Source organism: Helicobacter brantae (assembly GCF_003364205.1).
Lineage (GTDB): Bacteria > Campylobacterota > Campylobacteria > Campylobacterales > Helicobacteraceae > Helicobacter_G > Helicobacter_G brantae.
Map to the genome: position 1 here is coordinate 120,026 of NZ_NXLV01000005.1, position 13,449 is coordinate 133,474.

General features: G+C 39.9%; 4 protein-coding genes. 1 reads left to right on the forward strand and 3 read right to left on the reverse strand.

Features of this window, described 5'->3' with window-relative positions:
* Position 1: 1 nt before the first annotated feature.
* The 3 genes from CQA58_RS04220 to CQA58_RS04230 are packed head-to-tail and all read right to left on the reverse strand — an operon-like array spanning position 2 to position 7,023.
* On the reverse strand, positions 2-4,339 hold the full coding sequence (locus tag CQA58_RS04220) for an autotransporter outer membrane beta-barrel domain-containing protein (RefSeq protein ID WP_170126740.1): 4,338 nt from the start codon (positions 4,337-4,339) through the stop codon (positions 2-4).
* Between the two features lie 8 nt (positions 4,340-4,347).
* Positions 4,348-5,811 carry a replicative DNA helicase gene (locus CQA58_RS04225; RefSeq protein WP_115569482.1) on the reverse strand — a complete coding sequence of 488 codons (1,464 nt, stop codon included), beginning with the start codon at positions 5,809-5,811 and terminating at the stop codon, positions 4,348-4,350.
* On the reverse strand, positions 5,812-7,023 hold the full coding sequence (locus CQA58_RS04230; RefSeq protein ID WP_115569483.1) for an MFS transporter: 1,212 nt from the start codon (positions 7,021-7,023) through the stop codon (positions 5,812-5,814).
* A gap of 315 nt (positions 7,024-7,338) precedes the next feature.
* Between CQA58_RS04230 and CQA58_RS04235 the strand changes: the two genes are divergently transcribed.
* Positions 7,339-13,449, forward strand: a 6,111-nt coding sequence (locus tag CQA58_RS04235; protein WP_147288601.1) for a hypothetical protein, incomplete at its 3' end; no start/stop codon positions are given.

A 13,449-nucleotide genomic window follows, 5' to 3' on the forward strand; every position in this document is an offset into this window, starting at 1 on the left:
CTTAAAATTTATACTTCAATCCTGCTGAAATACTTAGATTGTGATCTTCAATATCCAAAGCCCCTTTGTATCCTGCACTCACATTGATTGCTAGATTATTGCTGACATATCCCTCTCCTCCTGCATAGAGTGAGAAAATATAATGCCCTTGTTTGGGAAGCTCATAATTCATCTTATTGTAAGCATTGAGGAAAGAAACATTTGAAGTGCTATCTTGCTTATACATATTGTAATCAAAGCTTGGCAAGACATAGATATAAGACACAGGGGAGATATATTGTCTGATTTCTACTCCTAGCCCAAAGAGGATTCCATCCATTGATTGCTTGGCTAACTCGATTGGATTTTCTCCCTCACCGATTAAATCTGGTGTGCCAATGCCATAGAGAGTAAATGTGGCTTGAGGTTTGAGAAACATTCCCTTGATAGGAGTGCCAATGACATAACCATACTTTGCTGAGAAATCAAAGCTATGAGATTGGAAAGAAAAGTCTTGATTGAGTGCTGAATTATCAAACTGCGTATTTGCTTGGTTGAATCCGTGAATATAACTCAAAGTCAAATCAACCTCAGAACCTCCATAATAAAGTCTTGTATAGATTGAGAGATCAAGGATATGAGCATTGTTTTTGAGTGTGTCGCTTTTGTAGTTTGAATACCCATATCCTGCATAAAATCCAAACAATACATTTGGGATAGGCATATGCTCATACCCTGCACTCATTCCATAGAGAGCTGAAGTGTCTAGTGAGGTTTTTGTGCTTGAAGTGATTGCTGAGAGCCATACATTGTTTTTAAAAGCGATTCTATCATCGAAAAGAAATGGTGCTAAGACTTCAGCATTTGAGCCTTCAGAGAGAATATCGCTTTTTTTAGAAGCCACTTCATTACTTGCATATCTCTGCCCTACCATTGATTGGACAAGTTGCTCTAGCTCAGCTTCTGCTGTGAAAGGGTTTGAGGCCCTTACCATTCGGTTTTGCACTGCAATCTCACGCACCACCTGCATTTTTTTGAAGTCCTCTATCACAGGTTTGCTCAAGTTTGTAACCGTTTGCATCGCTTCTTGGATAGATTGGGCTGTGCTAATGAGGCTTTGAGTATTGTAAGAGCCCATATCTTTGAGGATTCCAAGCTCTAGTCCATTTTGCACTTGCAAAGCATTATTTAAGGCTTGCATTGCTTTAGGATCGCTTGCATAGAGGGCATTTATCATATCATTGGTTTTATTCTCTGATATTGAACCATCAGAGCTTGAAAGCACTTGAAGATATTGATCGATTAGTCCTGTATCGCTTTTATCAATCGTGAGTGAGGAAATTGCCTCGCTTCTTGTTACTCCAAATCCGATGTAGTTTGTCCCAATCAATGCCACACCATTGAGGAAAACTCCAAGCTTGTTGGTATTGCCCTCATAAGCATTTTGACCATTGAGATAATCTTCTATTTCAGTTTTGAGAGCACTCTGAAGTGTGCTATAACTTGGAGCATTGCTCTCATCAGCTCTTGGACTAACCTCTCCACTAGAGCTTGAATCAGAGCTTATCAATGCACTTCCCACTTGATATTGCACCTCTCCCTCTGTCTGGACAAGAAGATAGGCTTGATAGAGAGTGAGGGAGTGAAAGTTGGTATGATTGATTGCAATAAGTGGATTTATGGTTACTCCACTCTCTTGGTGGTTTGTCATATCAAGAATAAGATTCCCACTCAAACTCAAAGTCCCTAGCCCAAATTGATCTCCACTAAAAACGATACTTCCATTATTATACAAATCCCCCTCAATACTCAAAGTCGCGTTGGATTTGAGATCTAGCACCCCATAATTATCAAACCCAAATGTCCCCTCTCCAATCTCTGAAGCAACAAATCGATTGCTCCCCTGCACTTGCATACTTGCCCAATCACTCCTAAAGCTTGGTTCTTGCTCAGAAGCATTAGAAGATACAACCCCATTGACAAAAGAGCTTTTTTCTTTTTTGACTAGCACCTCTACATTGCCCCCAAGCTCTAAGTTTCTAAGATTGTAAAACGCTCCATTGATTGCACTGCCATCTAGCTCGGATTGCACAGGGGTTTGAGTGTTGATAGAATTGTTGAGATTTGCAAGATTGCTTAAATCAAGTGTAGTATTTGTCAAACGCAAATTATAGTTTGCCACTCCTGCGACTTGGCTTGTGATCTTGAGTGTGCCACCACTGATACTGACTTTATCTTTGCCTGAGTTTGGAGTAGAAGAGCCAATAGAGATATAATCACTTGAGAGTGAGGAGAGAGAAGTGAGGGTTAGCACTCCCTCTTGCGTGCTATCATCATCAAGGGTTTTACTTGCAATTGTGATATTTTGAGAAGAGAGGCTAAGACTTCCACTAGAGATGATAGAGTTATTTGCACCATTAGCTTTAATTGTCCCCTTGCTTCCACTTGAGTTTGTGATAGAAAGGGATCTTGAAATATCATCACTTCTTGAAGTAGCTGAAGTGAGATTGCCCCCTCCATCAAAGGTGAGCGTGCCTTGATTATCAAAGATATTATCTTTGGCTAGGAGGAAGACACCAGAGGGATCAAGCTCTCTAGTCGTTGCTTCCTCTTCTGTTGCAGAAGATGTGGCATTAGTGCTTGGGCGTGAGGGGAGTGGCTCTGTGGTGGTGCGAAATGAGTTTGAAATCGTCGTGCTTCCTGAGTTTGTCAGTGTGGTTTTGGTGGTTTCAGTATTTTGAGCGTTATACACATTTCCTAGCACAAATGCCCCACCTTTGGCTGTAATCCCCCCCTTGTTTGTCAAGCTCTCCCCACTCATTTTACCCTTCAGCCACAATACAGAATCAGTTGAGAGTGAAAAACTTGCACTTGTACTTGAATCAATGCCATCATAGGATTGGATCAAGACATTAGCATTAGCTCCTAGACTGATAGAGCCTGTGAGGTTGATTTTTCCTGAATTTGCTCCTAGTTTTGAAAGGGTAACATTAACTGAGGGAAGTGTTTGTTTTGTGGTATCTACGATATGGGTTTGTGCATCAAAGTTTAATACTTTATTGCCTTTGACTTGATCTTCAATTGTGATACTTGAGAGCGTGATTGCATAAGGATCGCTTTCATCAAAAGTTGAGCTATCTCCATTATTGATAGTTCTCAAAATCACTTCTGAGTTTTTCCCTACTCTGAAAGAGCCTGTGCCGACAAATTGAGCCTTTGTGGCTTCACTCCACCCTGTGGGAGCTGTGCTATTGACATTTAATTTTGACTTTTTGGTGATGTCTGCTGTGATTTGTGCGATTGCTCCGATATCTGTGGGAGAAGTAGTGATAGTCGTAATCCCTGTGTCAGAATCGGTTTGAGTTACCATCTCTGAAGCATTACTTCCTACACTAATACTCCCACTTAAAGCAATCTTGACAGAATTAAGAGCAAGATTTGTCTTTTTGACTTCTGTTAAATCCTCTTGAGTGATACTCTCATTGCCTAGAGAATCTTGAGTGATTTTCTTCGCTCCTTGAGCATAGACATTGATACTTGAGCTAATTGTAAGAGTATTACCTGAACTGATTGAAGCCTCTGCTTTATCATAGAGATACATACTCCCCGAAATTGTCGTATCTCCCTCAACTTTGGAAATGAAACTTGCCACACCTTTTTTTTGAGTTTTATCATTAGAGGTTGTATCAAGATAAAGTGTCCCACCCATTGTGAAGGAGGAATAAGCTTTTTCACTTGTAACACTTAGTGATGTAGCTTGATTGCTATAAAGAGTTGTACTTGTTGTGCTTGTTCCACTTGTTGTCTCACCTAGCAAACTTCCGCTTTTGAGATAAATTGTCCCCTTCATCACAGTATCAGTAAAACCATCAATGATGACATTTGTCCCTGCATAGAGATTGACACCTGTCCCTGTGTTTCCTCCATACGCTCCAAGAGTGAAGCCCTTGAAAGCTGTGGTGTCATCATTTTTTATCGTCAGAGTTGAACCAAAAGTAACCTCTGAAGTTGAAGTAGGGAGAGTGATTGTAGAATCGCTAGTATTCTTATATCCATTGCTGAAAGAAAAATTTTTAAGTGTCAAAATCCCCGAATCATTCGCACTAGACTGGAATGTCGCCGTTACATCAACGGGGGGATTCGTTGGAGGAGTCCCACCATTGGTTGAGTTGCTATCAAAAATCAGCTTTCCACTCTCTTGATCCCAAGTAAAATCAGTCCCACTTGCAAAAGGAGGAGTCCAAGTCGGCTGATTGTAATCGTTTCCACTCCCTGAAAAATTTACTTGATACTCCGTATCTGCTCCATAGCTAAGTGTTGAGCAAGCAAGGATAGAGAGCAAAACTTTTGAATAACGCATTTTTTTTCTCATACTTTTGGCATTTCCACCACTTCTGGACTTCGAGCGAAGCTCACTTCCTCGACTCGACTATTCTCTAGCCGAGTTTTAAGTGCCTCTTCCTCTTGCTCACTTGATTCTTCAAATCGAATACACGCTTTGTTGAATTGAATCTTCACGGTTTTTGTCTCACCATTACGATTTTTTGCCACGATGATTTCTGCTTTTTCAATATTTTTTTCTTCATATTGTGAGGTGTATTTGTTTCCTTCTTTTTTGGCTTTCTCTTCTTTGGCTTTCTCTTCTTTTTTGCGATAGACATCATCACGATAGAGGAAAAGGATCACATCAGCATCTTGCTCTATCGCTCCTGATTCTCTGAGGTCTGAGAGTTGAGGGCGTTTATCCTCTCGATTTTCTAACCCACGATTGAGCTGAGAGAGGGCAATGACAGGGATTTGCATCTCTCTTGCTAGGATTTTCAATCCTCTTGAAATCTCGCTGATTTCTTCCTGTCGCTTCCCTTCTCCTCCCCCACCTTTGCTTCCACTCATTAGCTGTAAATAATCCACCACCAAAGCTGATACTTCGGGATATTTGAGCTTGAGTTTTCTCATCTTGCTTTTTAGTTGAGTGATTGTCAGATGAGAATTATCATCGATAAAAAGCTGTTGCTTTGCCATAAAATTAGCACTTGCACTCAAATCTTCCCACTTCTCATCACTCAAATTCCCAATCCTCAAATCCTGCAAAGGGATTGAGGTGGCTGAGCTTAGCATTCTTAGCATCAAATGCTCTGCTTGCATTTCCAAAGAGAAAAACGCCACACCCTTGCCCGTGCTTAGAAACTTTTGCACCATATTGAGGACAAAAGTGGTTTTTCCCATTGAAGGTCTAGCACCGATGATAATAAGCTCTCCTGCATTAAATCCTGTGGTGATACGATTGAGTTCAGCAAAACCTGTATTTAGTCCTGTGAGGATATTATTCCCCTTTGCTTTGAGTTCATTGATCATCTCTAAAGTGCTTTGAATCACACTTGGCGAGTCTCTAAAGTCTTTTGACTCTCCACTAAGTGAAATATCAAAAATCTCTCTCTCAATCTCAGCTAGGACATCTTCAGCTTCTTTTTGATCATCTGAAATGCTTTTGGTGATTTTGGTGGCGAGGGAGAGAAGTTGGCGTTTGATTGCATAGTTTTTGACTTGATTAGCATAGTGGGTTACATCTGCAACAGGAGAGAGAGCGATGATTGAGAGAAGCTCACTCTCATCATATCGCCGATCTGAGGCGATAAGAGGTTTGATAAAGTCAGGGGTAGCAGGTTTGCTCTGCTCAATTTGTGTGCGAATGGTTTTGAAAAGAAGTTGATGAAATGGATCGCTAAAGTCCCCTTCACTTAGCACACTTGCCACATCATCAAACAGATTGGGTTCAAAAAACAAAGTCGCAAGTATAGTGCGTTCGATATTCTGAAGTCCTAAGCCTTCCACCTATTTACCTTTATAAAAAAATACTATCCAGAGAGCAAGAGAGAAAGCACCAATGAATAAAATAACGCATTTTAAACCAAAAAAGCTAACAAGCCCCTCAATCCAAAACGCAGAAACAAATTGTCCCAAAAACAAAAAGCTAGAAAGAAATCCCACAGCTTTGGCTTTCTCCCCCTCACTAGAGAGAGAAAATATCCAAGAGAAATGATTGACTAAACTCATTCCCCACGCAAACCCAAAGCACAAAAATGCCAAAAGTAGCAAATAGAGATTTTCCAAATACAGCAAGAAAAACCCACAAGAAAGCACAAAAAAGCTCAAAGCATAAACTTGATTGATGCTTAGCTTAGTCCTAAAGCGTGGATAGAGAAATGAAAAGAGGGCTGAGAAAATACTCACGCTTGCAATACTTGCCCCCACCACGCTCCCCCCTACTCCAAAATGGGTATGCAGGTAGTAGGGAAGCTGTGTTGGCACAAAATAAAAAATCGTCATAGAAGTGAAAGTGATGAGATATACCCCCAAGAATTTGGCAAATCTAAAGCTTTTGTCTTTTTGGAGTGCTTTTTGGCTAATGCGTGGCTCAAAGAGTTTGACTCTTGCCCCCAAAAGCACAACAAAGCCTAGTGCATACACCAAAAAGGGAGCTCTCCAATCAATATCAGATAATACTCCCCCAAGGATAAGAAAAATCGCCCCACCAAAGGCACTAAAGAAGTTTTGCTTTGCCAAAGCCCTCTCTCGCTCCCTCTCCCCACTATAATAATCACTGATTAAAACTGATACACAAGTCATCACAAATCCACTTGCCACCCCAAACAAAGCTCTAAAAAGCAAAATCCACTCAATTTGATCCAAAAAATATCCACTGATTCCAAAAAAACTCCACGCCAAAATTGAGGGAAATAAAATCTTTAGCCTACCAAAACGCTCGATCATCACCCCTGCGATTGGGGCTGAAAACATTATAAAAAGTGCAGGGAGTGTGAGGATAAGGCGAGAGAGAAACTCAATATGAGGGGTGGAAGAGAAATGCTCTTGGATATTGGGAAGTGAGGGGGCAACAAGTGTTGCTCCAAGCACGGTCAAAGAAGAAATAGAAAAAAGGGCATTCTCAAAGCTTTTGCTATAAGCCACTACAAACTCCAAAATGATAGGGATAAAAGGCAAAATTATAACATTTATCGCTTGATTTACAAGATTTTGTTTCAAAAAGTATCAAAGACTACTTTTTCTACACTTTTTTATAAAACTTCTCCCAAACCACCTCACACTCTCCCCCAACTCCCATAAAATCTTGCTTTGTAGCATTTTATAAAACATACTTCAAAATCATAAATAAATTATTTTCAATTAAGTTTAGTATTTTCTAATATCGCTCAAAGCTCAATAGATACGCTATCCCCCCCCCCCTAAGTGGAAAGACTAATTTTTCTATATATTTACTCTTTGTTTATGGTAGAATAGACTTTAACCTAATTTGTAACATAAGCAAATTAAATATATAAATATACATAAGGAGATATTATGAAAACTTCAAAACCCCTCTATAAACCCCTCATCGCCTCTTCTTTGGCTTTGGCACTTGGTGTAAGTGTGGCAGTAGCGACAGATCCGACAATAAGTATTAATGGCACTTCAGACCAATCCCCTAGCAATCTTACTTGGAAACAAGAAAGCGATAACTATGTCAGCTTCTCTTTGACTGATAATTCAAGCAGAGTTGTAAATGATGTTCAAATAGAAATTAGTAGCAGTGGTAATACTACATTGCTTAGAGATAGACAACAAAATGGGGGATTTGATAGAGTAGATTTAGATTTTGCATCTACAACCCAAGCTACACTTAATGGCAATAGTAAGGGATTAAAAATTGGAGCAAATGGGACAGGAACCCTCATTGCAAGTTTGTGGAATAGTGATGCATCTCAATCCAAGACAATCACTTTGGATTTGAGTAATCCCTCAAGCACTTATGCACTCTTAGGAAATCTCTATATCAAAAAAACAGGAGGGGTGGGAACTGCAGAGTTTAATGGAACTTTTGGAGGACAAGGAATCAAAGGAAATGTAACTTTTGAAACCGTTAATGGAACAGGTGGGGTGGGATTAGGGACAGCCAATGTAACTTTGAAAGAAAATGCAGGGATTGATGGAAGTGTGCTTGTTAAAAGCAATGGAACTTATTCTCTCACATTCCAAAAAGCAAGTGGAGGCAGTGTTACAGGCTCAATGTCTTTTAGTGATGGAAGTGCCAATACCACAATCAAAAATCTCACTTCAGTTACAAATGGAATCAATCTTCAAAGTGGAAGCCATACAATCAACTTCCAAGATTCTAATGGAACTACAGCTTCAGTCCCCACCCTCACAGCCAATATCAATCTCTCAGGTGGGACAACGACAATCAATGGACTTGCAAATCTGACAGGCAATATCACAGCATCAGGCAGTGCTACACTCAATCTCTCTAATACGGCAATAAATGGGGACATCACATTTAATAGATACAATCAAAATGTATTTCATTTTAGTGAAAATGTTTCAATCTCTGGCGTCGGTTCTGTAAATGCTATTACGACTAAGGGGGATTGGGGATATCAGATTACAAAGAAAATGCAGATTGTTTTTGGTAGCAATGCAAGTGGTGGCAGTGTGGGGATAAATGGAAAAATCTTATCACAAACTCACGCATTTACCGAACTTGTGTTTTCTCAAAATACCTCAATCACACTAGGCAATGGCAATGCAATCGATATTGAGGCATCACAAACTGGGGGAAATCTTGGGGGAGTGTATTCCAAAAATATCTTAGTCCTTACAGGAAGCACAACAGCAAAAATAGGAACCATATCAAGTTCGGGAGATTATGGAGGTGGTGTTTCATCAGGAGATACTCTAAATACTTTGAGTTTCAACAACACTTCAAATGGTAATATATCAATCAACAAAATGACAGCAACACGCTCCTATAATATTATCGGAAAAGATCTTGTAACATACTCTAGCTCATCAACCACATACGACACTAGTTTGTTTGTAGATGGGGGATATAGAGGAAAGAAATTTAATGGCTCTGTCGCTGAATTTGTGAAATCTGCTCACTCAGCTAGTGGGACTTTTACCTTTGGAGATAATAGCAGTGGAACAATTGGCAATGCAATAGTTACAGATATTGTAGGTGCAAACTATATCAATATCAGTGGAACCACAGCAATAAAAGGCAATGTCCTTTCCTCTGTCTCCTCCTCACCTGATGCTACTAGTGGGCACAACAACCTCATTGTCCTCACAGGAACTTCAACCACACTTGGAGAGGACAGCAAGGCGATTTCTATCAAAGTAGCCAACAACGAAGGATCAGCCTACAACAAAACCTCCAACAACACTCTTTTGCTAGGAGCAACCACAAATACACTCATTCTCTCAGCTCTTTCAGCAAAAGGGACTTATAACTCTGAAATGGCAAAAAACTTCAATGCCCTAAGTATCAATAGTGGCACCACCACAGCGACAATCACTTCAGTCAATGCAGGATTTGGGACCAATATCATTGGAAAAGATCTTATCACTCAAGGAGATAGCAGTGGTTATAACACCACTCTTTTTGGCAATGCCAATACTCCTGTTATCCAAAGTGGATTTATCGCTGAATTTGTGAAATCCACTCACTCAGCTAGTGGGACTTTTACCTTTGGAGATAATAGCACTAGCCCAATCACTGATGCTATTAGCACAAGTCAAGGGGGATTAAACTATATCAATGTGAGTGGAACTACCACAATCAAGGGCAATATCCTCTCCTCCACTCAAGGCTCAACAGGTGGAAACAACAATCTCATTGTCCTTACAGGAACTTCAGCCACACTTGGAGAGGATGGTAAGGCAATTTCTATCAAGGTAAATAATGTGGGTGGAGAGGCTCATATAAGAAACTCCAACAACACTCTTTTGCTAGGAGCAACCACAAATACACTCACTCTCTCAGATCTTTCAGCACTTGGAACTTACAACTCTGATGCAAGAGCAAATTTTAATGCCCTAAGTTTCAATAGTACCACAGATAATGGGAATCAAACCCTAGGTGAGATAAGTGCAAGTAATGGAAGCAATATCATCGGAAAAGATTTAATCACTCAAGGGGATAGCAGTGGTAGTGGTAGTGGTTATAACACCACCCTTTTTGGTAATGCCAATACTCCTACTATCCAAAGAAATAATATCTCCTCCACTTTTATGTCTGATACTCATACAGCCAAAGGGACTTACAACATCACTTCACTTACTATAGAAAACACCGTAATGGGAGGAAACTATATCAATGTAGAAAATCTTACTATCACAGATGGTGTCAAAGCAAGCTCAACAAATACAACAACAAGTAATGAGCGTTTTGTGGAGAATTATATCTATACCAATGGAAGTGGCACAAGCTCAATTTCAGGAGGAGTTTCAGTAAGCACAGGTGGAAGTGTAGATACAAAAAATGTCATTACTTTTGCAGGAAGTGGAACAAACTCCATTAGCGGAGAGATTAGTGCAAGTGGTGGAAGCAATAACATCAAAGCCACAAAACTTGATCTAAGCAGTGCAAATATTATTGCAAATTCAGGGAACAATACTATCACGATTGATGAACTTACCTCAAGTATTCAATCAATCCAAACAACGGATGGGACTAACACCATAACGATAAGAAATTCTACCTCAGACATTACAATTGCTAATGGGATTACTTCAAGTGGAAGTTCTTGGAATTCTGAAGGAAACAATATCATCAACATTGAAAAAGCAAATGCGAATCTTATCATCTCAACCATAGGGATTACAACCCAAAAGAGTTCATCAGATTGGTATAGGACAGCCCAGAAGAATAATATCACCTTTAGCAATGGTGGAATCTTGACACTTACAACAGGCAATATCTCGGCTCAAAATGGCAATCAAAACAATATCACTTTCAATGGCACGGGTAATGCTACCATTACACTATTAGAGGCAAATGCAAAAATTTCAGCAAGTGATGATGGAAAAAATAATTTCAACTTTGCAGGTTCTCAAAACACGATTGCAAGCTTAATGACAAAAGACAATACGGGACAAAACAATCTTACTCTCCTGACAGACAACTCCACCCTCACCCTCAAAGGACAGACTAACGCTATCTCCACCCTCACAGCAGTAAGTGGAGAAGCTACAAACAAAGATACTCTTATCATTGACACCTCCACCAATGCCAATGCCACAAGTATCGATAAGCTTGTCAATGGGGGTAATCTGATTGTATCAATGAAAGGTGCTACAAACTCAGCTACCCTCACCCTCAACAACACTTCTGCCAATAGCACTCTAAAAGCCCTCAATCTCACAGAAGCAACTTCAGATATGGATAAAAATATCCTCAATCTCCAAGCAAGAACGACAACTATTCTTGATGAAGTCAATATTGAGGCAAATAAGGGACTGACAATCAACCTCAATGGCACTTCAACACTAGAGCTAGATAATGGACTCTCCAACTCTGGGAATGCAAAAATTAGCTTTGGGGGAAGCAATGGAGTATTTGATAGCATAATTGATACAAATGGAAGTGATGCAACTACCACAATCAATATTGCTAGTGATAGGGTTGGAGTAATTACAGGGGAGATTACTCAAAGCAATGGTGGAGCTAATAATGTAGTCTTTAATGGTGGCACAGCCAAACTCACACTTCAAGGCTCTAGCAATGCTCTTAACTCAGTAGATTCTACAAGTGCAGGTATCCTCTCTCTTGATGGAGCAGGAAGTCAGAGTGGAGTCCAAGCCACAATCACCACTCTCACAGGTAATAATCTCACAGCCAACTTCAATGGAAACCAAACCAAAGAAGCTAAACTTATTTTGAGTAATGGTGGCAAAACTCTAGCAGGAGTTACGCTAGGAGCAAACTCTACAAACAACACTCTCTCCCTACAAAATGGAAAAACCACTATCTCAGGAGCGATAAGTGTAGGAGCAAATCAAGGTATTGCCTTTGATTTATCCAATGGTGTGGAACTAGCTTTAAATGGTGGAATGAGTGGAGCAGGAGATTCTGCAGTCAATATTGCTTCAAATACAACTGCAAATTCAGCCACTCTAAGTGGAACTGAAGCTATCACTCTTAACACTGCCAATCTCTCAGGAGATAATAGCTCTACTCTCACTCTAAAAGCTCAAACCATTGATATTGCTACTCTCAATGCCAATGCTACAACAAGCAATAAGCTCACACTTGATTCTTCTAGCAATAATGTCAGTGCAACACTTCATAATATTGTAGGCAATCTTGATGTAGAACTCAATAGTACTTCAAATGCTTCTACCCTCACTCTCAATGGTGGAAGAATCCAAAGCATTAGTGCTACAAATGGTGGAGCTGATAAAAATCTCGCAGTTTTCTCTAGTGGAAGTAATGTGATTGCTAGTGCAATCGATAACACTTCAGTAGAAAATAGCAAAGGACTAACCCTCCAAGTCAATTCAGGTGCAACACTTCACGCTCAAGGTGGGATAGATAATAGCAGTGCAGGGACTATCAATGTAGCTCTTAATGGTGGGACACTTACTTTCGGAACTCACTCCAATCACATTTCACAACTCTCAGGAAATGGAGGAAGAGTAGATTTAGCTACCACAACTAGCTCTTATTCTAGTGCAAATGCTTCACAAACTAGAAATACTCTTACAATTGACAACTACACTTCAGAGAGCACAACTTTCAATCTCTTTGTAAGCTCCTCTAAAAACGATCAAATCACTCTAAGCAATGGAGGCTCTAATGCAAAGGCGATTTTGACACTCAAGGGAGAGATGGATGTTTATGACATCACTTATAGCAATCACACAAATGCAAACAATACTCTTGTTGCAAAAGCAAGTAATAACATTGCAGTAGAGTCGGGAATCAGTCTCATTGGAGTTAATGATGTAGTTATGGATTTAGTGTCTGTTGTAAATGGCACTACCACAGACTACTATATCGGAAAGGTTGTGGATTTGGGTGTAGATCCTGTATTCCAAGAAATCGCCTCTACGGCTCTCACGGTTAATTATGATCTTTTCCTTGCCAACTTCAACTCTCTAAATAAAAGAATGGGAGAATTGCGAGAGAGTGAGCATAGTAATGGAGTATGGGCTAGAGTCTTTGGAGGAAGTATGAGCAATGACTTTGGCTCTGGCAGTAAGACAGATTATGTTACAGCTCAAGCAGGATATGACTACTCACTTAGCATAGGAGAGAATGCTAGAAACTTTATGGGAATTGCCCTAGCTTATGGAACTTCAAATACAAAAGGTAATACTCTTGCCCTCAACACAAATGGAGCTTCAAGCAATAGCGTTGCACTTGATAAAGTCAATTCCAATATGATTGAAGTGGGGCTTTATAACTCCTATGTTGCTGATAGTGGCTGGTATAATGACACAATTCTCAAGTTTGATTACATTATGAGTGAATTCTCTTTTAGCACAGATCCTACTAGAATGAGTGAAACCAATAACTTTGCAATGGTGCTGAGTGATGAGTTTGGTTATAGATATAGTTTTGGTGAGAGTGAAAAAGGAAGCTGGTATATTGATCCTCAAGTAGAAGTTGCCTTTGGATACTTCAATCAA